The organism is Pseudobutyrivibrio sp. MD2005, from assembly GCF_000621865.1.
GTDB lineage: Bacteria > Bacillota > Clostridia > Lachnospirales > Lachnospiraceae > Pseudobutyrivibrio.
Genome location: NZ_KK211359.1, coordinates 213,235 through 239,640, shown reverse-complemented (window position 1 = coordinate 239,640; position 26,406 = coordinate 213,235). Strand labels below are relative to the sequence as shown.

Annotated in this window: 21 protein-coding genes; all 21 read right to left on the bottom strand. The window is 38.6% G+C overall.

Annotated features, from left to right (window positions below; all coding sequences use genetic code 11):
* Positions 1 to 12 precede the first annotated feature (12 nt).
* Positions 13 to 792 (bottom strand): hypothetical protein, encoded by a 780-nt coding sequence (locus tag T498_RS15785; protein WP_051524776.1) that lies wholly within the window; start codon positions 790 to 792, stop codon positions 13 to 15.
* 9 nt (positions 793 to 801) lie between these two features.
* Positions 802 to 1,431, bottom strand: coding sequence for a redox-sensing transcriptional repressor Rex (locus T498_RS0112405; RefSeq protein WP_028236193.1), 630 nt, complete (start codon positions 1,429 to 1,431; stop codon positions 802 to 804).
* An 86-nt stretch (positions 1,432 to 1,517) separates the two neighbouring features.
* Complete coding sequence (locus T498_RS0112400) at positions 1,518 to 3,428, bottom strand: ABC-F family ATP-binding cassette domain-containing protein (RefSeq protein WP_028236192.1); 1,911 nt, start codon at positions 3,426 to 3,428, stop codon at positions 1,518 to 1,520.
* Between the two features lie 56 nt (positions 3,429 to 3,484).
* Complete coding sequence (locus T498_RS0112395) at positions 3,485 to 5,566, bottom strand: polyribonucleotide nucleotidyltransferase (protein WP_028236191.1); 2,082 nt, start codon at positions 5,564 to 5,566, stop codon at positions 3,485 to 3,487.
* Positions 5,567 to 5,730: 164 nt separating this feature from the next.
* A complete protein-coding gene (rpsO, locus tag T498_RS0112390) occupies positions 5,731 to 5,997 on the bottom strand; it encodes a 30S ribosomal protein S15 (protein ID WP_028236190.1) in 267 nt (88 codons plus the stop codon).
* 148 nt (positions 5,998 to 6,145) lie between these two features.
* Complete coding sequence (locus T498_RS16370) at positions 6,146 to 7,543, bottom strand: adenylate/guanylate cyclase domain-containing protein (RefSeq protein WP_051524775.1); 1,398 nt, start codon at positions 7,541 to 7,543, stop codon at positions 6,146 to 6,148.
* A gap of 16 nt (positions 7,544 to 7,559) precedes the next feature.
* Positions 7,560 to 8,357: a sugar phosphate isomerase/epimerase family protein gene (locus T498_RS0112380; RefSeq protein WP_028236189.1), complete on the bottom strand. Its 798-nt coding sequence runs from the start codon at positions 8,355 to 8,357 to the stop codon at positions 7,560 to 7,562.
* Positions 8,350 to 9,312 (bottom strand): cyclic nucleotide-binding domain-containing protein, encoded by a 963-nt coding sequence (locus tag T498_RS0112375; protein WP_028236188.1) that lies wholly within the window; start codon positions 9,310 to 9,312, stop codon positions 8,350 to 8,352. The genes T498_RS0112380 and T498_RS0112375 overlap by 8 nt, the downstream gene beginning before the upstream one ends.
* A gap of 149 nt (positions 9,313 to 9,461) precedes the next feature.
* Positions 9,462 to 12,608 carry a cellulase family glycosylhydrolase gene (locus tag T498_RS0112370; protein ID WP_028236187.1) on the bottom strand — a complete coding sequence of 1,049 codons (3,147 nt, stop codon included), beginning with the start codon at positions 12,606 to 12,608 and terminating at the stop codon, positions 9,462 to 9,464.
* A 119-nt stretch (positions 12,609 to 12,727) separates the two neighbouring features.
* Positions 12,728 to 13,330 carry a hypothetical protein gene (locus T498_RS0112365; RefSeq protein WP_028236186.1) on the bottom strand — a complete coding sequence of 201 codons (603 nt, stop codon included), beginning with the start codon at positions 13,328 to 13,330 and terminating at the stop codon, positions 12,728 to 12,730.
* 73 nt (positions 13,331 to 13,403) lie between these two features.
* Entirely contained in the window at positions 13,404 to 14,678 is a 1,275-nt protein-coding gene (locus T498_RS0112360) for an adenylosuccinate synthase (protein ID WP_028236185.1), read from the bottom strand.
* A 22-nt stretch (positions 14,679 to 14,700) separates the two neighbouring features.
* The gene (locus tag T498_RS0112355) at positions 14,701 to 15,573 is read right to left on the bottom strand and encodes a DegV family protein (RefSeq protein WP_028236184.1); all 873 of its coding nucleotides are present in this window, start codon (positions 15,571 to 15,573) and stop codon (positions 14,701 to 14,703) included.
* 858 nt (positions 15,574 to 16,431) lie between these two features.
* Positions 16,432 to 18,066 carry a chaperonin GroEL gene (gene groL / locus T498_RS0112345; protein WP_028236183.1) on the bottom strand — a complete coding sequence of 545 codons (1,635 nt, stop codon included), beginning with the start codon at positions 18,064 to 18,066 and terminating at the stop codon, positions 16,432 to 16,434.
* Between the two features lie 26 nt (positions 18,067 to 18,092).
* A complete protein-coding gene (locus T498_RS0112340) occupies positions 18,093 to 18,377 on the bottom strand; it encodes a co-chaperone GroES (protein WP_028236182.1) in 285 nt (94 codons plus the stop codon).
* Between the two features lie 157 nt (positions 18,378 to 18,534).
* Positions 18,535 to 19,683 carry an Mbeg1-like protein gene (locus T498_RS15775; protein ID WP_051524772.1) on the bottom strand — a complete coding sequence of 383 codons (1,149 nt, stop codon included), beginning with the start codon at positions 19,681 to 19,683 and terminating at the stop codon, positions 18,535 to 18,537.
* A gap of 5 nt (positions 19,684 to 19,688) precedes the next feature.
* Entirely contained in the window at positions 19,689 to 20,420 is a 732-nt protein-coding gene (locus tag T498_RS0112330) for a DUF308 domain-containing protein (RefSeq protein ID WP_028236181.1), read from the bottom strand.
* Positions 20,421 to 20,437: 17 nt separating this feature from the next.
* Positions 20,438 to 21,079 carry a CPBP family intramembrane glutamic endopeptidase gene (locus tag T498_RS0112325; RefSeq protein WP_155951069.1) on the bottom strand — a complete coding sequence of 214 codons (642 nt, stop codon included), beginning with the start codon at positions 21,077 to 21,079 and terminating at the stop codon, positions 20,438 to 20,440.
* Positions 21,066 to 21,719, bottom strand: coding sequence for an HAD hydrolase-like protein (locus tag T498_RS15770; RefSeq protein ID WP_051524770.1), 654 nt, complete (start codon positions 21,717 to 21,719; stop codon positions 21,066 to 21,068). Before T498_RS15770 ends, T498_RS0112325 begins: the two co-directional genes overlap by 14 nt.
* The gene (locus T498_RS0112315; protein WP_028236179.1) at positions 21,716 to 23,956 is read right to left on the bottom strand and encodes a DNA gyrase/topoisomerase IV subunit A; all 2,241 of its coding nucleotides are present in this window, start codon (positions 23,954 to 23,956) and stop codon (positions 21,716 to 21,718) included. The genes T498_RS15770 and T498_RS0112315 overlap by 4 nt, the downstream gene beginning before the upstream one ends.
* Complete coding sequence (locus tag T498_RS0112310; RefSeq protein ID WP_028236178.1) at positions 23,949 to 25,874, bottom strand: DNA gyrase/topoisomerase IV subunit B; 1,926 nt, start codon at positions 25,872 to 25,874, stop codon at positions 23,949 to 23,951. The genes T498_RS0112315 and T498_RS0112310 overlap by 8 nt, the downstream gene beginning before the upstream one ends.
* 89 nt (positions 25,875 to 25,963) lie before the next feature.
* Positions 25,964 to 26,401 (bottom strand): dUTP diphosphatase, encoded by a 438-nt coding sequence (gene dut / locus T498_RS0112305; protein ID WP_028236177.1) that lies wholly within the window; start codon positions 26,399 to 26,401, stop codon positions 25,964 to 25,966.
* Positions 26,402 to 26,406 lie beyond the last annotated feature (5 nt).

The window sequence follows — 26,406 nt, the reverse complement described above, 5'->3', positions numbered from 1 at the left end:
AGTGAACACTAATTATTCTTCGCTAGGTGTTTCTTCATTTTCTACAGATTCTTCAACTGTTTCTTCGCTAGATTCTTTTGTTTCTTTTGCCACAGCATCAAGATCAACGTCCTCTAACTCAACATTTGATAAATTATTAGCATCTTCATTAGAAGATTTTCCTTTACCGGCATCATCACTAGCTTTATCATCGGCGATTCCAATATAAAAATCACCATTTTGCATATCAAAAAGATTTAGTACCTCCATGCCAAAAACATCATGCATATATGAATAAATCTCTTTGTTGTTTATTTCACGATTGTGTTTTCTGATAACATTTTTCTTAAGCTTAACTCTAACATCCTTAATCCAATTAGTGATTTCTTCGGCTTCATTAGAGTTGGTTCTAAGCTTATCGTAGCAATAATCCATAGTACGAAGCATAAGCTCTCTATTTACCTCATCAGTCTGGTGCGGTAAATCCAAAAGCTCATCATCATTAGCCTCAATTCTGGCATTGCATTCCTCCAGCAAACGCTTGTCTTCGTCAAGCTTCTTTGAAACTAAGTCAGATGTACCTTCCATATTGGACATAACAGAAGCCATAAGGTTTTCTTTAACCTTCTTTAAATCCTTTTGCTCCTTTTTAAGCTCGGCTTCACGCTTTATCAGCTCATTTTCCTTTGCCTCAAGCTCTTTTACTTCTTCTGGCTTGCCACCAAGTGCAAACAACCTGTGCCACTTTTGGTCCAAAATAAGCATTGGTACTTTTATTTTAGAAATTGCAGTAGAAAAATCCCTATCAGCCATACTTATCTCCTACTTTTTGTGCTGTGTAATGTTGTAAGATAGTTGCATAAGACTATCTGACAAATGAACATTTTCAATTACAACATCAGGAATATCGTCCAAATCTACATGTGCGAAATTCCAAATAGCATGTACACCAAGAGATACAAGCTTTAGCGCAGTAGCCTTAGCGTTCTGCTTAGGCAATGTGAGCGCTGCTATTTCCACTTCATTATTCTTTAAAAACTCAGGTAATTCATCCAGCATCTGTACAGGCATATCTCTAACCATCTTGCCCTTAAGCTCAGGATTTACATCGAACAATCCAATAATTTTGAATCCTACACGTTCGAATTTTACATAACCTGCGATTGCCTGACCTAAGTTACCAGCACCTATAACGATAACGTTATGTGTGTCATTAACACCTAAAATATTACCAATTTCTTCATGAAGATACGCTACATTGTAACCATATCCCTGCTGACCAAAACCGCCAAAATTATTTAAATCCTGTCTAATTTGGGATGCTGTAACATGCATCGTCTTGCTTAGATCGTTCGAAGAAATTCTTTCTACGCCTTCGTCAAGAAGCTCACCTAAATATCTATAGTATCGTGGAAGCCTTCTAATTACGGCTTGAGAAATCTGTTTATCCAAATTTACGCCTCCTACTTGTTAGCCAAAACTAATATAATTATAAAATTCAAATAAAATCCTGTCAAGATTTTAACAAACAATTAGTCTTAATCTAAAGAGCTAAGTTCTTCCCAATCTGAATAAAGAATTTCTAGCTTTTCATCGATTTCTTTTTGCTTTGCAGTTAACTCGTTTAGCTTCGCAGAGTTAGTCATGTTTTCAGGTTTCAAAAACTCTTCGTCAATCTTTGCCTTATCACTTTCAAGCTTCTCAATTTCTTCTTCAATTTTTGAAATCTTGTTTTGAAGCTTTCTTTTTTCAGCCTCTATTCTTTTCTGTTCTTTGTAATCAAGCTTCGCAGCTGTCTCTGTTGTAGACTGAACCTCAATTGCGTCAAAGCTTGTGCTAGAAAGCTGCTCTTTTTTAGCGATGTAATCATCATAATTGCCAAGATATTTGGTAAGCTTTCCGTCGGAAAGTTCCAAAATAATGTTTGCTGTACGATTAACAAAATATCTATCATGGCTTACATAAAGAAGCGTTCCATCGTATTCATTTAACGCATCTTCCAAACGCTCTTTTGAGTCCATATCCAAATGGTTGGTAGGCTCATCAAGGATAAGAAGATTTGATTTAGAAAGCATTAGCTTTGCAAGAGATACACGACCTCTCTCTCCACCGGACAAATCACTGATACGCTTAAAAACATCATCCTCAGTAAACATAAATGCTGCCAAGGTGTTTCTTACTTTTGTTTCGGTCAAAAATGGATAAGCATCATGAAGCTCACTGAAAATCGTATTAGATTCTGTAAGCCCTTGCTGTTCCTGGTCATAGTATCCAACTGTAACATTTGCACCAAATTTAATCTCACCAGTTTCAAAATCAGTAAGGCCATTTATACATTTTAGGATGGTAGTTTTGCCTGTTCCATTATCTCCAAGAATGGCAATTCTATCCCCTTTATGTACTTCAAATGATAAATCAGAAAAGATATTTTTATCCTCATAGCTTTTCGTTACATGAGAAAATTCCAAAACATCCTTGCCACTTTCCTTTTCGATTTCCAGGGTGAGACGCATTTTAGCCTGCTCTTTATCTGGAGCATCCATCACATCCATCTTATCTAAAAGCTTTTTACGGCTCTCTGCACGCTTAATTGATTTCTCGCGATTAAAAGACTGAAGCTTTTCGATAACAGCCTTCTGATGTTCTATTTCCTTTTGCTGCTTTTCATAGCTTCGCTCATAGGTGAGCATATAAAGCTCCTTCTGCTCAACAAATGAAGAATAATTTCCAGTGTATACAGAGGTTCTTCCGTAAGATAAATCCACCACATGATCAGCAATCTTATCTAGGAAATATCTATCGTGAGCAACGATAATAACAGAGCCTTTATAACCAGCCAAATATCCTTCCAACCACATTATTGAATTTAAATCTAAGTGGTTGATAGGCTCATCCAAAAGCAATAAATCCGGAGAAGAGGCAAGAAGTCGTCCAAGACTTACTCTTGTTTTCTGGCCTCCTGAAAGCTCATTCATGCTCTTATTTAAATCGTCACCTTCAAACCCCAGTCCTTTTAGGATACCTATAGCCTCTGAACGGAATGTATAACCGCCGGCTAAATCAAACTGATGCTGAAGCTTGTGATAGTTTTCCATAAAAGCTGCCATCTGAGATTGCTCAACTGAGCTCATCATCTCTTCCATTTCTGTAAGACGCTTTTCCATGGAAAGAAGATCTTCCCTTGCATTTAAAACAGTATCCAGAATGTTTGTGCCGTAAAGCTCCTCCTGATACTGAGCCAAATAACCAAATGTAGCATCCTTTTTCAGAGTAACCTCACCCTCGTCAGCTGGAAGCTCTCCTGTGATTATTTTAAGCAATGTGGACTTTCCAGTACCATTATTACCAACGATAGCGACTTTCGAGCCCTCGTCTACTGTAAATGTGGCATCTCTAATGATATTTTCTTCGCCAAATGATTTGTATATATGTGAAACATTAAGAAGCATATTTTATACCTAAAAAATGCGCCTGACTTTTGCCAGGCGCAAAATAAAATCTATTATTACTGTACATCCTTAATAGAGAAGCTGATACGTCCCATCTTGTCCTTGCCAAGGCATACAACCTTAACAGTATCACCAAGAGTAAGAACATCCTCTACTCTATCAATTCTTTCTTTAGCAATCTTAGAAATGTGAACCATTCCCTCTTTGCCAGGTGCGAACTCGATAAATGCGCCGAATTCTTTGATGCTTACAACCTTACCTGTAAGAATCTGACCCTGCTCGAAATCAGTTGTGATGATTTCAATCATGCGCTTAGCTTCGTCCATCTTTGCAGCATCTGTACCGCAGATAGAAACGTTACCTTCGTCTGTGATATCAATCTTAACATCACATCTAGCAATGATTTCATTGATTGTCTTACCACGCTGTCCAACAACATCACCAATCTTCTCAGGATCGATAGAAAGCTGAATAATCTTTGGAGCATACTCACCAACCTGTGGACGTGGCTCAGCAATTGCCTTGCTCATGCAGTTGTCCATGATAAAGAATCTAGCCTCGCGGCAACGAGCGATTGCACCCTCAACAATTGGACGAGTAAGACCGTGAATCTTAATATCCATCTGGATTGCTGTAATACCTTCCTTAGTACCTGTAACCTTGAAGTCCATATCTCCGAAGAAATCTTCAAGACCCTGGATATCTGTAAGAAGTACGAAATCATCATCTGTGTCGCCTGTAACAAGACCACAAGAAATACCAGCTACCATAGCCTTAATTGGAACACCAGCAGCCATAAGTGACATACATGATGCACATGTAGAAGCCATTGATGTAGAACCATTTGACTCAAATGTCTCAGATACAGCACGGATTGCGTATGGGAACTCCTCTGCACTTGGAAGTACAGGAAGAAGTGCACGCTCTGCTAAAGCTCCGTGACCAATCTCACGACGTCCTGGTCCACGTGAAGGCTTTGTCTCACCTACAGAATATGCAGGGAAGTTATAATGGTGCATGTATCTCTTTTCTGTAACGAATGCATCTAATCCATCAATCTTCTGAGCCTCTGAAAGAGGTGCAAGTGTTACAACATCACAAATCTGTGTTTGACCACGAGTGAACATAGATGAACCATGAACACGTGGGATAATATCTACTTCTGCAGCAAGTGGACGAATCTGTGTAATCTCACGACCATCTGGACGCTTGTGATCCTTAAGAATCATCTTACGAACTGTCTTTTTCTCGTACTGGTAAATAGCTTCGCCAAGAACAGCAAGCCATTCCTCATTATCAGCAAATGCTTCCTCAAGACGAGCTGTGATCTGACGGATATTCTCCTCACGAACCTGCTTCTCATCAGTGAATACAGCACCTTCCATCTCCTCAGGAGTAACGATTTCTTTCATCTTAGCGAAAAGCTCCTCAGGGATAGCGCATGATGTGTACTCATGCTTTGGCTTACCACATTCCTTAACCATCTCATCGATGAATGCGATAACCTTCTGGTTAACATCGTGGCACTTGTAGATAGCTTCAATCATCTTATCCTCAGGGATGATGTTAGCGCCAGCTTCGATCATGATAACCTTTTCACGAGTAGATGCAACAGTAAGCTTAAGGTCACCCTTATCCCACTGCTCCTGTGATGGGTTAACAATAAACTCACCATCAACCATACCCATCTGTGTCATAGCGCAAGGGCCATCAAATGGGATATCTGAAATACATGTAGCAATAGCAGCACCGAGCATACCAACAAGCTCAGGACGGCACTGTGGATCTACTGCCATAACCATGTTGTTAAGTGTTACATCATTACGATAGTCCTTTGGAAAAAGTGGACGCATTGGTCTATCGATAACACGAGATGTAAGAACTGAATTTTCAGAAGCCTTACCCTCTCTCTTATTAAATCCTCCAGGGATTTTTCCAACAGCATATGTCTTTTCTTCGAACTCAACTGAAAGTGGGAAGAAATCGATGCCATCTCTTGGTTTATCTGAAGCTGTAGCAGTTGAAAGAACAGTTGTCTCACCATACTGGATAAAAGCTGCTCCGTTAGCCTGTGCTGCAACTCTGCCGATATCAACACGAAGTGTTCTACCAGCTAATTCCATTGTAAAAGTCTTCATGGCTTTCTCCTTTAAATATATATTATTTAAGCATCAACCCGAAACTACTGAAAGCGAAGCGATTCTAACTGGTTTCGCTCCTAATTCAGTGGCTTCGGATTTTGCTTGAAATCAAAAATAACAAGAAAAATGAGCGGAGTAATAATATACTCCGCTCTTATAGATTACTTTCTTAAGCCAAGACGCTCAATGATTGAACGATATCTCTCGATATCTGTGTTCTTAAGGTATGCAAGAAGGTTTCTTCTCTTACCAACCATCTTCATCATACCACGACGTGAATGATGATCACCTGGGTTAGCCTTAAGGTGCTCTGTAAGCTCAGCGATACGAGCTGTAAGAACTGCGATCTGAACCTCTGGAGAACCTGTGTCACCAGCTGTTCTAGCGTACTCATTGATAATTGACTGCTTCTTTTCTTTTGTAATCATGTTACTACCTCCTAAAATTTTAAATATGCCGTAACTAAGGTAAAGGTCGGAGTGTCCAAAACCTGAGTTACAGTAAAATAAATACCTGAAATATGATAACACAGTCTATATTTCTTGTAAATAAACTAATTGCAGTTTCATACAATTTCTACAATTTGGTACTCTTTAGCCAAGCTGAGTAACCTGTAGGTATCGAGGTGTATTGTAACACATATCCATTATTTTGTTTATCAACAACCTTACAAAACAGTTTGCCTCCTGCATTTATAAGAATGTTGTCGTAAATATCCAATTCCGTTCCAGTCTCTAATACTGCGCCATCTCTTGCAACGGCAGTAAGTCCGCCATATAAAGCTTTAGAATCTTCATGCTTGCCATCAATTTTATTAAAGCAAACTGCGATTGGATGCTCGAGTTGAGTAAGAACACTGTCTGCAAAGCTAACATGAATATCATAAGGTGCACCGATTCCGGTAATAAGGCTGAGCTCTAGTTCTCCATTTGCGCCCTTAGGATAAACAGTCATTGTTTTAGCGATTTCAAGCTCCTCTTTAATCTGAGCTTTAGTGGTTGGTGAAATAAGTATCTGACCGCCAACAGTATAGCTTTCAATTCTACCAGCCAAATTTACATGCTTTCCAACAACACCATATTTTGTTCGCTTTTCTGAGCCAATATTTCCAAGGATTACTTCGCCAGTATTAATACCGATTCCCATCTCTAAAGCAGGATATCCTTGCTCTTTATTCCACTCATTTATCGCTTCCATTTTACTTTGCATTTCAAGAGCAGCTGCCACTGCCTCAGAAGCATGAATCTCAGAAGATAACGGTGCACCAAAAATTGCAAAGATTCCATCACCAATAAACTCTATTATAGAACCATGATGATTTTGAATGGCATCTGTCATCTCTCCAAGATAATGATTAAGCATATCAATTAATGCTCCAGCGTCCATTCTCTCGCTCATTGCGGTAAAGCCTCTCAAGTCGCTCATAAGTATGGTAAGCTCATGCTTCTCGCCTCCAAGGCGAAGGCCCTCAGGAGAATCAAGAAGATGCTTTACGATATCATCAGATAAGAATCTACCAAATGTGTCGCTGATAAGTTTGTTCCTGATTTCAAGCTGATTGTTAAGAGCCTTAATCTTTTCCATCGATTTTACAGCATCCTGCAATTCGACTAGCTCACTCAAATCACTGAAAACAATAATTACACCAATCTTTTCATCATTCTCTGTCAAAAATGATGTGATAACTCTTAAATGAATAGGCTTGTCGTCAATATAATATTTAAGAATAGCCTGATGTTCTTTGTTTCTGTCGTAGATTGAGTCAAGGACAGCTTGCGAAAAATCATCATTTAATTCATTTTCAAAAAATAAACTGGCAAACTTTTTGCCTATTGTTGCCTCTTCCTGTAGGCCTAGAATCGAAAAAGCTGATTTGTTAACGAATTGGATAACACCATCAAATCCGATAACCATAATGCCTTCCGACATATTTTTTAGAATATTTTCAAGAAATAAAGAATGTAATTGTTCCATGGCACCCCTCAACTATCTACAACCCAAACAACTGATTTTTCTTAAAATAATCAATAGCCTTTTTTATTTCTTCAACAGTTTTGATTTCTAAGGTAATTGGCACTTTCTTATTTAGCTTTTTCCATAAATCACTAGCCAAATTCCAGTTTACAGTTCCTGATAAAAGAGGCAGATGGTCATCAAACAAACCGTCATTATCAGAAATATGCAGATATCCAATATGTTCGCCTAAGTCATCGAACCATTTTTCCATTGGATCTCTACTAAAATTGGCATGACCGTAATCAAGACAAACACAAATCCTATCTGAGCCAACATTAGTCATTAGTTTCTTTAAAGGCATTGTGTCAATGTCAAAACTGTTTTCAATAAATATATTTAAATCATAATCATCTACAAGCTCTAGGCAAAAATCTCCAAAAACTTTAGCCCAATTATCAAGATAACCTCCCCTTAAAAACGGGAAGCAACTACCGTGAAATACAATATTTTTAGCCCCTAATTCTACAGCCGTATCACAGCTTGCTTTCATCAGTTTTCTTGAAATTGTGCTGATATTATTATCTCCACTGGCTGGATTTATATCAACAAAAACACCATGATAAGATTCCACCCTTTGGCTGGCCTTATACCATTCTAAGGCTCTAGCAAAAAGCCCGCTCTCATTGAGAGCGGGCGGCATTGATAATTCTATAACCTCATAGGCTAGCCCCTCAGCTTTTGCAATTTCAGCAAATTCATGTCTATTTTCATAAAAAGGTTGAATTTGCAATAGAGCTTGATTGTTATTTTTATCAACACTTATATTACTCATAATATCTAACCGAAAAATCTGCTGCCTTTTTAGCTAAATATTCATCCCAAATATCTGTATTGTAGAATTCATTAAATAGCTCGCAAGACTTAATGTATTCGTTAGTAAGTCTTCTAAGGCGTGATGACATATGAGCTATAATCATTTCTACCTTTAATGGATTGTTCTCAAAAAGCTCCTGTAAATCGCCGCTTGAGATGCTTTCAATTGTAGCTTCATTTGAAACAACAACTGCTGTTGCGCTACGTTTATCATCATCAAGCATTGCCATCTCACCAAAGAATTGATTTTCTGAAAGCTTTGTTAAAAGAATCTCTTCTGGGGTTCCATAGTGCTTATAGATTCCAATCTGTCCAGAGTGAATATCGTACATGCACTTTCCAGGTTCACCTTCCTTAAAGATTACTGTACCCTTAGGGAATGACTCAACCTTTAATGTATATCCGTCAGAGTGGCTAACCTCACCGATTTTGCGGATTGACTCAACACTCTTAACTTCAGGCTGCTTGTTTCCGTAAAGCACGAATTTCTTAATTTTTTCAACTAATGAAGCATTCTTTTTCTTACCTTCTCCAGCTGCTTCTTTAAGTTGATCAACAAGATCTACAACAACATTGTAGTCATCTGTAAGCTCACGAATTCTCAAACTTAATTGCTGCATAATCTGGATGATTTTATCAGGATTAGATTTGAAAAAGTCGCTTATCTCGCCACACTTAACCTCGATTAGCTTAACATCACTTGCTGCTACTGCAGTTGCGCTACGAGGGTAATACTCAATTACAGCCATTTCTCCGAAGATCTGGTTCTTAGAAAGAGTTTTAATCTTCTGCTGGTCAGGTTCCCCATATCTGACATAAATTTCTACTGTACCTTCTGAAATAACAAATAAACTTTCCCCATGTTCGCCTTCTTTAAAAATAACCTCTTTAGCCTTAAATTCGCGTAAACTCATATGACCCCCTGCCTTTCATTTTATGCGTTGTTTAACAATTTGATTATATAATTGCAAAATACCATTTGCAATACTATTTGCCTTCTATTCACAGAATTCACATACATTTTATTTGTATTGTCTGATTATTACCAGATTTTAATAATTATCTATCTTAGGATTCTGTGGGCAATATTTCTAAATAGATGTGTAAACATACCAAAATCTTTAGTTAGTGATTGTGGCAATGTCGGAACTCTATCATACAAAACCTGGAAGTATTCGTATTCGGAATCTCTATAATCAAGAATTTCCATACTATATACAACCACATTCCTTCGTTTTGACGGGATAACCGCTATAATAACGCCATCCATATCAACCTTCGCTGAATGTGTTTCGATTTGAATTTGAATTCTGTCGCCAATCTTAATATCCGTCTTATCATCAATATAAATATTGATACTGTGCTCTGTCATGTATGTAGTTATACCTTCAAATTCAGAGCCATCGCTCCTTTTAAGAACCACGAATTCTGCATCCGCAACTCTTACATTTTCAGTATCACTTTCTCTGCCATCAACAAGGAACAGCGCCATGATAAGATAATACATATTTCTGACAATCCAGAATACTAAAACAACCAGACCTAAAGACTGAAGCCCATCTACACAGGTGCAGATTCTTGCAATTCCAATAATAGAGAGTCCCAGCATAATCAAATATGGAGACATGCCCCTAATATCCGGTTGTCTTACTACAGTCTTCTTTGCTTTGTCTGTAACCTCAAACTTCTTGGTTGTAATACCAAACAGCTCTTTAATTACCGGAATAATTAAATGAGGCATTACACATGTTTCATAAATGCCGCTCCATTTCAGTGAAACTGTGTTGCGACTGTAGAATCTTAAGCATATATCCTGCATCACATACATAGGGAACCAGAATAACAGTAAGTCAACCCATGTACATATAAACACCGGTATGGCAAATATCGCAAATAAAAGCGGTGATATAAAATAAATCAAGCTTTTAATGGATGAATACCAATAAACTACCGAGCTCCAATAGCTAAACTTCTGCGCAAAGCTTAGTCCCTTGCGAGTGAACAGATGAAGCTGCTTTGCTGTGCTGATTACACCTCGGCCCCAACGAATACGCTGAGTAATATGATCCCTGAATATATCAGGTGTTTTACCACTTGCCAATGGCTCTGGAATGGCAAGACTTACATATCCGCTCGATTCAATCAATACACCGGTTGCAAAATCTTCGGTGATAGATTCAGTATAAAATCCGCCAATATCTTCTATAGCCTGTCTTGCAATCACAGTATTTGAACCACCGTAAATTACACTGTTCGTTGAGGTTTTCGCTACCTCAATTGTTCTATAGAAGAAATCCTGCTCATTTGGCGCATTCTTTTCGGAATACAAAGCATGCTGGAAAACATCCGGTTCATAGAAGCATTGCGGTGTCTGAACAAAACCTAGGGAAAGACCTTTCTTTTTCGCATCGATAAAATACGGAATTGTCTTCATCAAGAAATCACTCTTAACAATCATATCCGCATCAAGGGTTACAACATACGGTGAAGTTGTAAGTCCCATTGCATGGTTAAGATTTCCAGCTTTCGCTCCTTCGTTATCAGGCCTGTCAAAATATCCTACGCCCATTGATTCTGCCAAAGCTCGCACCTGACTACGCCTGTTATCATCGCAAACCCATATATGAATTTTGCTCTTATCAGGATACTGAAGGTGTTTGCATCCATTAATTGTTCTTCGAAGCAAATCGTTCAGTTCATTGTAAGTTGCAATAAATATATCTACGTCAGGATATTCATCCTCTTCAATTTCAGGCAAAGGAAAATCTTTCTTTGCCATTAAGTTCAAATACAGCGAAATAGATTCAAAGAATCCAAAAACCTCGACGCATAAAAGTAAAATGTTAAAGAATACTGCAACCCAACCTGCTTTAAATGGAATTGAGTACACTATGCGCCAGTACAAGTACATTAAAGCGAAAAATACAGTTAAGACTAATACAGTAAATCTTAGCTTATCAATAAGTTTTTCTTTAAATGTCTCTTTAATTGCGTTTTCGTATAGACTTCCGTAATTGGTTCCCTTCTTAGTTGTAATTTTTCTAATCAAGAAAACAAGCATTAAAAGAACTATTAATGTTACAAATACCTTTAGTGCGATAATCGGCCATCTATGGAAAATGACAATATCTCTATCATTTAAAGATTCTTTAAGCCACAGCGGCATAAGGGATTTTTTGTTAGAAATCTCTGGCACCTTTATATCTGCTGGGGCTATCCCCTTTACTAAATCTCGTACCCATAAGCCACACGGTGTCAAATCTTTGTCAGTTATAGGTTCCCCTGGTTTATATTCAGGCTTAAGCATGGCCGAAAGCTCATTTTTATTAGACAAGCTCCATACCGCATAACTTATGCCGTAATCATCAAGCATGTTAAACCAAGATACTGCATTGTCAAAATCATATCCTTCATCACCTGAAGCAAGAGTAATACCGCACTCTGAAACGAAAACAGGAAGTCCTCGCTCCATTGCCTCTGTCACTTCAGCTTGAATATCATCATAATGAGTTCCTGCGTAAAAATGTAGTACATACATCAGGTCATCAAATTCAAGTGGCTTTCTAATTGAGGCCTCAAGATAAGCATCAAAATATGGTGTACCTACCAGAATCACAGAATCCTGACTATTGTTTCTGATAACAGGAATCACTTCATTTGCATATTCATAAATATCATTCCAGAAGGTCTGACCGTTAGGCTCATTACATATTTCGTAAATGATATTTGGAACATCTGCATATTCTTTTGTAAAGGCATCAAAAAACGCTATTGCCTCATCCTTATGGATATTAGGATCTTTATCTTCAAGAACATGCCAGTCAACGATTACGTACATATCAGAGGCGATTGCATATTCTACGCCCTTTTTCATTAATTCGAGACTTTCTTCGGGATTTTCACAATAGATAACAGAATACATAGGCAGTCTAATGAGATTACAATCCCACTCATTAGATAGCTGATTGAAAATATTCGAATCAATGATATCAGGAAACCATGTGAGGCCATGAGTACTAACGCCCTTAAGTTGAACAGGACGTCCATTTTTATCTACAAGCTGAGTTCCTTCGACATGTAATTGACCATTAGTCGAAGGTCTTGCGTGAACATATGAATTCTCATCAGCATAAACAGGTGAATTAATAATTAGGAATAATATAAATGAGAATACTAAAAACAAAGCACATAATCTCTTGCGTTTATTCATTAGCGCCTCCAAAAATAGTTCCGATTTATCTGAATTATTTTTAATTATATATTATCTGTCAATTAATAACCTAAATATCAAAAATGTTTCACAATATTTTCAAGAATTTTTAAGTATGTCTATAGTAATTCTTGAATTGCATACTCGCATACATTCTTAAGTTTTCCGCTGTTTTTAAAGACCTTTGTAAAGTCATAATTCAATGCAAAATAAATACTTCCATCATCTTCAACGTTTCCCAGGCTGACTATTACATCACTTCCGCCAGCATCTTCTACGATAAAAATTTTAGAATCTGGAGTCAGGCCATATTCAGCTCCATCCTCACATGTAGTCATTTCTATAAATCTGATATCGCAAATATAATTTAAAATCTTATCTACTCTTTCTTCATCTAAATCCAACTCTTCGTTTCCAATACAAATCCATTCATCCCCATCCTTTTCAAAATCCAGCAAAATACCATTTGCATCTGTAAGAGAAAACTTGCTGACATCATCTTTATCTATCAAAAAGACGCATTCGCCCTCATCTTCAATTTCACTTTCTTCGTCAAGAGCCTTAGCGTGAGCATCCTCTTTAGATTCCTCAACAACTGCGTCACTATTATTATCTATAGATTTATTCTTTGGAAAAATAGAGAAAACAAGAAGGCCAATTAGTAAAACTATCACCAGCCCAGAAATAATAAGAATAACTTTATTTTGTAAAAGATTTTTCATAGCTTCCCACCCCCAAAATTTAGAATAAAAAATGCTTTACAATATAAAAATATTGTAAAGCATTTTATTTTGATTATCTATAGATAATGTCGTCTCTTCCAGGACCATTTGAAACCATTGTGATAGGGAATCCAATTTCCTTCTCAATGAATTCGATATAATTGCGGCAGTTTTCAGGAAGATCTTCGTATTTCTTGATACCACGAATATCTGTCTTCCAACCAGGAAGTGTTTTAAGTACTGGCTTAGCCTTCTCAAGCTTAGATGTAACAGGGAAATCTGTTGTGACCTCACCATCAATTTCATAGCCAACACAAACTGGAATCTCATCAAGATATCCAAGTACATCAACTACAGTAAATGCTACATCTGTTGTACCCTGCATTCTGCAACCGTATTTAGATGCAACGCAGTCAAACCAACCCATACGACGAGGGCGACCTGTTGTAGCACCGAACTCACCACCATCGCCACCGCGACGTCTAAGCTCATCTGCTTCATCGCCAAAGATTTCTGAAACGAATGCTCCAGCACCTACAGCTGACGAATAAGCCTTACATACAGTAACAACCTGCTTAAGCTCCTGAGCTGGAATACCAGCACCGATACATCCATAAGGAGCAAGTGTAGACGATGATGTAACCATAGGATAAATTCCGTGATCTGGATCTTTAAGAGTACCAAGCTGGCCTTCTAAAAGGATTGTCTTGTTTTCTTTGATTGCATTCCATAAGTATGCAGAAGTATCACATACATAAGGAGCAATCATATCACGATATTCGTGAAGTGTGTTAAGTAACTCCTCTGGAGTAAGAAGAGGCTTATGATACAAATGCTCTAAAAGAACATTCTTCTGATCGCATGTGCGAAGAACCTTTTCTTTTAACAAATCTTCGTCAAATAACTCCTGAACCTGATAACCAATCTTAGCATACTTATCAGAATAAAAAGGAGCAATGCCACTTTTTGTAGAGCCGAATGAAGCTTTACCAAGGCGTTCCTCCTCATATTGATCGAAAAGGATATGATATGGCATAACAATCTGCGCTCTATCAGATACAAGAATATGTGGTGCTGGCACCCCTTTCTCCTCGATAGATTTAATCTCCTTGATAAGAACTGGGATATTAAGAGCTACACCATTTCCAATAATACTTGTAGTATGATTATAAAAAACGCCTGAAGGTAATGTGTGTAATGCAAATTTGCCATAGTTGTTTACTATGGTATGTCCTGCATTAGCTCCACCCTGAAAACGTACAATAATGTCCGCATCTGCTGCCATCATGTCAGTGATTTTGCCCTTACCTTCGTCGCCCCAATTAGCGCCTACAACTGCTTTAACCATAACAATCCTCCTAAAACTATATTTAATTTATATCAATCAATTTCTTTGTCACTGTACAAGCCAAAGCGCCTGGTCCAATATGACATGAAACTGAAAGTGATAACGGATCAATCCAGATTTCTTTACCTGGGAATTCCTGTAAAAGTTCTTCTCTAAACTTTTCCGCTGCTTCCTGATTTTGTGTATGTGCTATAGAAATGATAACATCATCAAGATTATCAGTCTTAATGACATTTTTCATATCCTTCTTCAGCGCATCTATCATAATCTGCTTAGCCTGCTTAACAGTGCGGGCTGTAGCAAACTTATCAAGCTTTTCTCCATAAATTGAAAGAACTGGCTTAATCTTAAGAAGAGAACCGATTGCAGCAACCGCTGGAGTAAGTCTGCCACCCTTCTTAAGGTATTCCAAAGTATCTACTGTAATGTAGATTGTAGACTTATCCTTAATCTCCATTAATGCATCGCAAATTTCCTGAGCGCTCTTGCCCATATCTGCAAGCTTCTTAGCTTCCATAGCTGAAAGCTTCTGTGTAACAGAAATACGCTGATTATCAACAACTACAACTCTACCATTGTAATCCTCTGAAAGCATCTTTGCAGTAGCACAAGATGAAGATAATCCAGAAGACATAGGAATATAAACTAATTCGTCATAGTCCTTAAGTATGCTCTCCCACAAATCCATAAGATTACCAGTAATAGGCATCGAAGTTGTAATCTCTCCGCCCTGTGTCAGCTTTTCAAAAAACTGCTCCTGAGTTAAATCTATATCCTCGTAGTAAAGCTCACCATCAATATAAAAAGGCATAGGAACTACGAAAATTCCGAGCTCCTTCGACTGCGCCTGAGTAATTCCACTATTACTATCTGTAAGTATTGCAACTTTGCTCATATATCACCTCTTAATTATTTAAACACCGACGATTATTCTACCATAATCAGCCGTTAAATTAAACTAAAATCTAAAATAAAAGTTTTCAAAATCCTTCGCCCACTCCCCCGAAGGCTCCCTCTCCACCCAGGCCACATGCCACCGCCTCCCCGAAGCTTCTGAGGCCCTGCCCGCCCATGTTACAAAGCCCCGGCCCTTGTATTGACATGTACCACAGTTGGCTGGCAAACAATTTTGCGAATATTTTTAGTTTTTCAATGGGACAAATTTAGACATAGCTCATGTGTTTTTTGAGGAATGAACTGTTCGAAAAAATGTTTTTAAATTGGCGGACACGAAAGTTTTTTAGTGTACTTCTTAGACTAAGGGGGCTTGGTTTCATATTACGCTTGCTAAGTAACATGACAAAGCAGGTTTTGCATATCTAGGTACCGTGCTCCATGCGACGTCCTGTCGCTTACGCACTTTCGCCGCCGTCCGTGGCGGCGAATACCTATATATTGCAAAACCTGCTTTTATGTTACTAAGCGCGCTCCAAAATCAACCAAGCCCCCTCTAGTCTAAGAAGTACAATTAGCTTTATAAATTGTGTCCGCCAAAGAAAAACATTTTTTCTAACTGTACAGGCCTACAAAAAACACATGAAAATAAGCTTGTCTAAATTGCCCATTAGAAAAACAAAATATTCTTGCAATGTTTGCAAGTCAACTGTGGTACATGTCTGAATATAAGGGCCGGGGCAACTCAAGTATAAAAGGCAGGCAGGGCCTTGGGATAAAATGGCGGTGGCCTGTGGCCTGCCATATAAAAAAGCCTTCGGCCAAAGTGGTCGAAGGCTTAAAATGCGTGTATTAGATTTTAGTACATGCCACCCATTCCTGCACCAGCGGCTGCAGCAGCTGCGGCGTCAGCAGCAGGGTCTTTGATATCAGCAACAACTGACTCTGTTGTAAGAAGTGTAGATGCAACAGATGCAGCGTTCTGTAATGCTGTACGTGTAACCTTAACTGGATCTACGATACCAGACTTAACCATTTCAACGTATTCTTCGTTGTATGCGTCGAAACCTACTTTGTCATCAGACTCGCGAACCTTGTTGATGATTACTGAGCCTTCAAGACCTGCGTTTGCAGCGATGTAGAATAATGGAGCTTCAAGAGCCTTAACGATTACGTTAGCACCTGTCTTCTCGTCGCCTGAAAGTGTATCAGCAAGCTCTGCAACCTTCTTCTGAACGTGGATGTATGCAGAACCGCCACCTGCGATGATACCTTCCTCAACAGCAGCACGTGTAGCGTTAAGAGCATCTTCCATACGAAGCTTAGCTTCCTTCATTTCTGTCTCTGTAGCAGCACCAACACGGATAACTGCAACACCACCAGCGAGCTTAGCAAGTCTTTCCTGAAGCTTTTCCTTGTCGAACTCTGATGTTGTCTCGTCAATTTGTGCACGAATCTGTGCAACACGTGACTCGATTTCAGCCTTGTCGCCACATCCATCAACGATAACAGTGTTTTCTTTGTTTACCTTAACTGACTTAGCACGTCCAAGCTGCTCAAGTGTAGTATCCTTAAGCTCAAGACCTACTTCCTCAGAGATTACCTGACCACCTGTAAGGATTGCGATATCCTGAAGCATTTCCTTACGTCTGTCGCCATAGCCTGGAGCCTTAACAGCAACTACATTGAATGTACCACGAAGCTTGTTAAGGATAAGTGTTGTAAGAGCCTCGCCTTCGATATCCTCAGCAATGATAAGAAGTCTAGCGCCAGACTGAACAATCTGCTCAAGTACTGGAAGAAGTTCCTGGATGTTAGAAATCTTCTTGTCTGTGATAAGGATGTATGGATCATCAAGGTTTGCTTCCATCTTGTCCATATCTGTGCACATGTAAGCTGAAATGTAACCTCTGTCGAACTGCATACCTTCTACAAGGTCAAGCTCTGTCTGCATTGTCTTTGATTCTTCGATTGTGATAACACCATCGTTAGAAACCTTTTCCATAGCGTCAGCTACCATCTGACCTACTTCATCATCACCAGCTGAAATAGCAGCAACACGAGCAATCTGCTCCTTGCCGTCTACAGCCTTTGACATACCAACGATTGCTTCTGTAGCGCAATCTACAGCCTTCTTCATACCCTTTCTAAGAACGATTGGGTTAGCACCTGCAGCAAGGTTCTTCATACCTTCCTTAACCATTGCTTGTGCAAGAACTGTAGCTGTTGTTGTACCATCACCTGCTACATCGTTTGTCTTAGTAGCAACTTCCTTTACGAGTTGAGCACCCATGTTTTCGAATGCGTCATCAAGCTCAATATCCTTTGCGATTGTTACACCATCATTAGTGATAAGTGGTGCACCGTATGACTTTGCAAGAACTACATTACGTCCCTTAGGTCCGATTGTAACTCTAACTGTGTTTGCTAACTTATCTACGCCTGCTTCTAAAGCCTGTCTAGCTTCAGCGCCGTACTTAATCTCTTTTGCCATTTTAATCTACCTCTTTCCCAATAAAATTATTCTACTACTGCAAGAATATCATTCTGACGAACGATGATGTACTCTTCGCCCTCAAGCTTAACATCTGTACCAGCATATTTTGAATAGATAACCTTCTGGCCTTCTTTAACCTGCATTGTGATTTCCTTACCGTCTACAACCCCGCCTGGACCAACAGCGATTACGATAGCCTCCTGTGGCTTCTCCTGAGCTGCTGATGCAAGAATAATTCCTGACTTTGTTGTCTCTTCTGCCTCGCACTGTTTTAAAACAACACGATCTGTTAATGGAACTAATTTCATTTTATATTACCTCCTAAATTGATAATCGAATTTATTTGTTAGCACTCATTTAATCCGAGTGCTAACTACAAAAAGTATAATAGGATTCTATCAGAATAGTTGCAAGCAAAAAACTCGCTCTATTTCCTGATGAATCCTATTAATAGCTCTTAATATCTCATTTTTTCTCTCTTTTTCTTACTGTTACACTTTTGGACACCTTAGAAAGCAGAGAATTCTTGATAGTATCGCCTCCTATGGCAACTAAAGTGCCAAGTACATCCATCACTACAGCTTGATGTTCGCTATCCAATGCTTGAAGCTCTTTAGTGATTGAAGCAAGTGATTTTGCCTTGTTGGATGTAACATGTGAAAGCTTAGTAGCTCCGTTAGAAGCAAGGCATGAAAAGAAAATATCACCAAACATTGCTCTAGATTGATAATCCACCTCTTGTGACCATTTCTTAAGTGTGGCATCAATCACCTTAGAAGATTCACATACATCTGGCTCCAAGTTAAAGCGATTTCTGGTCACATTCCACGTCATTGGATCGTGCTGTAAGATGCCTTTTGCATTGGTAGATACAACAAGTGTCTTAGCATTAGTATACATAAGCATTCCAATGATTGATTCGTTAGGGACAAATTTATGAACCCTTCCAATAATCATTTTATAATCTGGCTTTTTAAGAATATCAGAAATACATCCCGGACCATCAAAATTGTATACATCTATAATGCTATCCTTAATATGTAGCTTACAAAAAGCACTTCCAAAAACCGCAAAATTACCGCCCTTTGAATGACCTCCTATCCTGATATCTTTCATAGTTCTTGCAAAATTCTTATTTAAATATTGCACCGCTTTAATCTGACCGCCTGTACCTTCTGAATAGCACATGTTGTAATCTTCTTTCCAACCTACCAGATTGTCATCGGTACCTCTAAATGCCACAAAAATCGTGCCATCATTCAAATAAAATGTGCAAGCCGAAAACTGACTTACATTTTCATGGTCAAGCTCATTTACAAAGCCACATAATTTGGTTCCACCAAAACGCTTGGAATTAATTAATTCAGGAATCAGAAAAGGAGCGAACTTGGTAAAAGTATTTTTAGCTACAAGCTCCTCCCTGGTATATTTTGCGAAAAACTTATCGCACAATTCTTCAATTGTAATCTTTTCTTTTAGGCCAGGACCTGGCACTAAACCATCAAAAGGTGCATACACCAGCTCACAAAGAACTAATGCATCCACCTCATTAAACGGATCAATATCAAATGGGACATCCCCACGCCATTGTAAATAATCAATAATGTTTGCCACTTTAATTATTCCTCAAAAAGAGCGTCGCTACCTTCATCTGGCTCGATTGTTACCTTTTCAACATAAGGACCATCGTTTTCTTCTTCAAAGATAGAATCATCTACCTGGGAGCCAAGTGGAGAATCCTCAACGTTGCGTTTGTAAATTTTGTTAGAGTCCTTCTTATGTCCATTAAGTCCAAGTGCCATAAGAATTAAAGAAAAAAGTGAAACGCCACCAACTGCAACAAGATATACTGCACTAATGAACTCACCTGTGAAAAACTTAGCATTTTCCATAAGAAGATATACGCTACTTGCTATTGTTGCAGCGCCAAGTACAAGACTTATAAACCATGTAAATCTCTGCATATGAAATAGTGCAAATGACTGCTGAAGCATAATTGCACCAAATATAAAGCCAATCAAGCAAACAAGTGCATCAATAAATGATGAGATATGGTCTGCCTTGAAAATAATAACAGAACCGATAATCATGAGAATAACACCCATGGTAAATCCATAATTTGAAACTCTTACAAACTCATGATTAAAGAAATATTTAATCATGTAGTATACACCGAAGATAATAAAAAGAATCCCTATTCCTAAAACTGAAAAAGAATAAACTAATTTTTCGATGAAAGATGCATCTAATACCAAGAGGCAAATGCCAACAGCAAGGAATGCCAACGCTCCTATAATATGAGCAGCTAGACCTGCCTTTGATTCTTTAATTACTTCATTTGTATGTGCCATAAGTCCCTCCTGTAAGATCAACTAAAAATAATGACAATGAAATTAATTAAGCAGTGCGCCACAATACACAACGACAAACGCTTTGTTTTGATGTACATAAGCCCCAGCGCTATGCCAACAACAACTGCATATATGAATTGTACTATATTATTGTGTAGAATACCAAAACAAATTGATGAAAATAATACTGATATAATCGAACCGTACCATAGATAAAGCTGCCCGGTAACAATTCCTCTGAGAAGCAATTCTTCTAGAATTGGAATCACCAAACAATTACATAACAGCTTTATTACAAGGCTGCCATCTGTTAGAGTACTCTCTGCCCTAGAAAAGCCTTTCGATATATCAATCAACCCACTGTGAGTTAAAATGACATTAAGTAATAATCCAAGGGCCACAACACAAATAACCCATAGCACATAGCTATAAATCTGTTTTTTCTCAGTTATTTTCTCTGGAATCAATTTGGGAATTGTCCTGTAAATCAGATACATAGGAACCAAGCAAACAAGACCTGCAATTAAAAGACAGGTAAGCTTGCCTACTTTTTGTCCTATCATGCCAATTAAAAAGGCAACTCCAAACTGATATACAAAGAAATAAACTATAAACGGATATAAAATTTGTAGTATTCTATTTATCTTAATTTGCTTCAATATAATCAAGTACCTCGCCTGGATAGTCTAGTATTACAGCTGCTCCTGCATCCTCTAAATCCCATCGTGAGCCAAAGCCCCATGTTATTCCGATGCAATCGATTCCCATCTTAACAGCGCCTGCAGCATCAAACTTTGTGTCTCCAACCAGAACAGTCTCCTCTTTTTTGTGCCAAGGAGCTCTGCTAAAGCATAGGTCAATCACCTGATCTTTTGTATCAATTTTGGCGTCGAATGTAGCTCCGCAGATTTCTGTAAAATAGTGATCGATTCCAAGCTTCTTCAAAAGCTTTTTAGCTGTAGGTTCAGGCTTAGATGTGCAGACAAATAAACAATATCCTCTCTTTACAAGATCAGATAAAAGACCTTCTATGCCTGCATACACCTTTGCATTATACATACCATCTTTTGCATCATAGTATTCACGATAGGTGGCCACCATATCATGAAAATGTTCATCCTTGATATGCAAAATATTAGGAAAAGAATAGGTAAAGGGAGGTCCAACGCATTTACGAAGTGTGGCATAATCTGGAATATCATAACCATACTTTTCCATTGCAATCTTAAGACAATCGATTATACCTGGTGCAGAATCAACCAGTGTACCATCTAAATCAAAATATACATTCTTTATCATTTCTTAACGCCCTTTGTATCACGAGATGCCACATGAAGTCTACCGATGGATACTGTCTTATCTTTAATCTTAACGTCTATATTTTCACCTTCGGAAAGGACGTAGATGTCTGTAAGCTCATCACCTTTACCAAGCTTCATTCCTCTAACACCTACTGCAGTCTTTTTCTTTTCAGGAATAGTGTCACCTTCGATTCTGAGGAACATATCCTTTGCAGATTGCATAACAACTGTGCTTGAAGGTTCAAGAACCTTTACACATATCACTTTATCATCATCGGCAAGCTTTGTAGCAGCAATTGCCTTTCTTGTAACATCAAATTCGCTACCATCAACAACCTTAATCATGGCAGTCTTTGTACCAAAGAGAAGCTTCTTTTTGATGATATTTTCCATAGAATCAGCAAAAATCAAATTCTCTTTTGTAAGGTCAAGCTTAGAACCACGTTCTGCAGTATCGATTGGCTGACCTTTATCTCTAAATTTACCAAATGGTAAGCTAAGCACCTTGATTGCATGCATCTCACCACTTCCTGTAAACAGGCAGATTTTATCGGTGTTCTTACATAAAACAATCTTCTTGGATTCTGCTTCAGCTGCATCTTTGTTACGCTCGTAAGTAGGCATGTCTACAACACGGGCATAAGCAAATCTATCTATTAGTACGGCAACATCAATAACTTCAATAGGCTTTTCTTCTACTACAGCCTCCTCAACATTATCAATTACTGTACGGCGCTCTCTTGCATATTCCTTTTTTACAGCCTGTAAATCCTTGATAATAACCTTTGCCATTTCGCCTCGGCTTGAAAGGATTTTGGTGTAACGAGCGATTTTGTCCATTGTCTCATCGTAATCCTTACGAAGAGCTTCAATTTCTAAGCCAATGAGACGATGTAAACGCATATCTAAAATAGCCTGAGCCTGACGCTCTGTAAAACGAAGCTGTTCCGCATCACGCTTAGACTGAGCTGACTTGAAATTGATACCAGCTGTGATTCCATCAACAAGACAAGCCTTAGCCTGCTTAACATCCTTTGAACCACGAAGAATTTCGATGATAAGATCGATAACATCACAAGCCTTTATCAAACCTTCCTGGATTTCCTTTTTCTCCTGCTCCTTGCCTAAAAGATGAGTGTATTTTCTAGTACAAAGCTCGTACTGGAAATTAACATGATGTTTGATAATTGGAACAATGCCAAGTGTTTCCGGCTTGCCATCTGCAACTGCAAGCATGTTGACACCAAAAGTGTCCTCAAGACGTGTCTTCTTGTAAAGAAGATTAAGGACATTTTGCGCGTCTGCACCTTTTCTAAGCTCAACAACAATTCGCATCTGCTCACCTTTAGACTGGTTTGAGATATCTGCGATATCGTTTGTCTTCTTTGTCTCTACAAGATTGAAAATATCATTTAAGAATTTTCCAATATTTGCACCAATCATAGGATAAGGGATTTCTGTAATGACAATCTGCTCCTTGCCGCCCTTAACCTTTTCGATTTCAGCTTTACCACGAATCTTGATTTTACCAACACCTGTTGAGTAAATTTCAAGCAAATCATCCTTGTTTGTAACAATTCCACCTGTAGGAAAATCAGGTCCAGGAATGATTTGCATCATTTCTTTTGTGCTGATATCAGGATTTTTCATGTAGGCAATAACGCCCTCAACAACCTCTCCTAGATTGTGTTGAGGAATAGATGTAACCATACCTACAGCGATACCGTCAGATCCATTTATAAGGATATTTGGAACACGAACAGGTAGAACCTCCGGCTCTTTTTCTGTCTCATCATAGTTTGGTACAAAATCTACAACATTTTTATCAAGATCACCAAGGTAAACCTCCTGAGCAACCTTGGCAAGACGTGCCTCAGTGTAACGCATTGCAGCGGCACCGTCTCCTTCAATGGAACCAAAGTTACCATGACCATCAACAAGAGGAAGACTCTTTTTGAAGTCCTGACTCATAACAACTAGGGCTTCATAGATGGAGCTGTCGCCATGAGGGTGATATTTACCCATTGTATCACCAACTATACGGGCACTCTTTTTGTATGGCTTGTTATAATCAACCTTCAACTCGTACATGTCGTAAAGTGTACGACGCTGTACAGGCTTAAGACCATCTCTAACATCAGGTACTGCACGTGCAAGGATAACTGACATAGAGTAATCTATGAAGGATTTCTGCATTATCTCAGAATATTCAGTTCTTATAATTTCACTAGGCATCTATTTCAGCCTCCTTTGCATGCTTGTAAATAAATTCTTTACGTGGTGCAACATCGCTACCCATAAGAAGCTCTGTAACTTCAGATGCCATAAGGGCATCCTCGATTTCTACAAGCTTAAGCTTACGTCTTTCAGGATCAAGTGTTGTCTCCCATAACTGCTCTGCATCCATTTCGCCAAGACCTTTGTATCGCTGAAGTGTAAATGTCTTTCCATTCATCTTCTTGCGGTACTTTTCAAGAGCAACATCATCGTAAAGATATTCTTCCTCTCCCTTTGAAGGAATAGCCTTGTAAAGAGGAGGCATAGCAATATAAACGTGTCCTTCTCTAATAAGCTCTGGCATAAATCTATAGAAAAATGTCAAAAGAAGTGTGCTGATATGAGCACCATCCACATCGGCATCGGCCATGATTACGATTTTGTCATAGCGGAGCTTTGAAATATCAAAATCATTACCATATCCTTCGGAAAAACCACAACCAAATGCATTGATAAGTGTTTTAATTTCTGCATTAGCAAGAACCTTGTCCATTGAAGCCTTTTCAACGTTAAGAATCTTACCTCTGATAGGCATAATAGCCTGATACATTCTGTTTCGAGCCTTCTTTGCTGAACCACCAGCGGAATCTCCCTCGACGATAAAAATTTCGCACTTTTCAGCATCACGTGATTCACAGTTTGCAAGCTTACCATTTTGATCAAAAGAGAACTTTTGCTTTGTAAGAAGATTTGTCTTCGCTTTCTCTTCTGATTTACGAATCTTGGCACTCTTTTCCGCACAGGAAATAATAGCTTTAAGAGTCTCTAAATTTCTGTCGAAATAGAGAACGAACTCATCCTGACAAACCTTCTGAGTAGCCTTTGATGCATCTGGATTATCAAGCTTAGTCTTTGTCTGTCCTTCGAAACGAGGATCAGGATGCTTGATAGAAACGATAGCTGTGATACCGTTTCTTACATCAGCGCCTGTAAAATTGGCATCCTTATCCTTAAGAATTCCAAGCTCTCTTGCATAGTTATTGATAACTGTAGTAAGTACAGTCTTAAATCCAGTGATATGTGTACCACCCTCAGAGTTGTAAATATTGTTACAGAATCCAAGAATGTTTTCTTTAAATTCATTGCAATACTGGAAGGCAACCTCAAGCTCGATGCCTTCTGCTGCGCCCTTAAAGTAAATAACGTCATGAAGAGCTTCTGCTGTCTTGTTGATTTCTTTAACAAATCCCTTTATACCCTCAGGCTCATGGAACGTCTCATATTCTGGCTCCTCGCCGCGCAAATCAGCATAATTGATTGTAAGACCTGGATTAAGATAAGCAGTCTCATGAAGACGACTCTTTATATCATCCTCCTTGAAATAAGTCTTCTCGAAAATCTCGGCATCTGGTAAGAAATTGATTTTAGTACCATGTTTTGTAGTTTTAGCGATTTTTGGAAGCATGCCATCCACAAGCTTTTCAGTAGGCACACCTCTCTCGTAGCGATCGTGATGAACGTATCCCTCACGTGAAATATCTACAGTCATGTATTCACTCAAAGCATTAACAACTGAAGAACCAACACCATGAAGACCACCAGATGTTTTGTAAACGCTGTCGTCAAACTTTCCACCTGCGTGAAGTGTAGAAAATACAAGTCTTGCTGCTGGAACGCCTTTTGCATGCATACCAACAGGGATACCTCGACCGTTATCCTCTACAGTACAGCTTCCATCTTTTTCAAGTGTTACATAAATTGTGTCACACTCTCCAGCAAGATGCTCATCAACTGAGTTATCAACGATTTCGTATATCAGATGATTCAAACCTTTTCTAGAAGTAGAACCAATATACATTCCAGGACGCTTTCTAACAGCCTCCAATCCTTCTAGAACCGATATGCTACTTGCATCATAAGTAACCTTTTTTGCCATAAATTTACTCTCTTTCAAAATAATAAATCTTAAGACACTTAAAACGCGTCAAAGGCGTCTGGTAAAACCAGGCGCCAAATAAACGAATCTTAATGTTTTCCTGTGGAACCAAATCCACCAGCTCCACGAACAGTATCAGATAACTCTGAAACCTCATTGAAGTCAACTGATAAAAATGGAACAACCACAAGCTGTGCAATTTTCTCTGCACTAGTCACAACTCTAGGAACCTCTCCATCGTTATGAAGAGCAACCTTTATCTCTCCCCTGTAATCCGAATCCACAACACCAACACAGTTGGCAGGTCTGAGACCTTCCTTAGCAGAAAGACCACTTCTTGCAAAAATCCCACCGAAATAACCTTCCGGAATCTCCATTGCAAGACCTGTGCCAATCATCTTGGTCTCGTGTGGCAATATAGTAACATCCTCTGCTACATCCGCAAACAAATCATAACCAGCTGCAAATGCTGAGCCTCTGTCTGGAAGCTTTGCAGAATCAGTCAAACGCAAAATATTAATTTCCATGTATA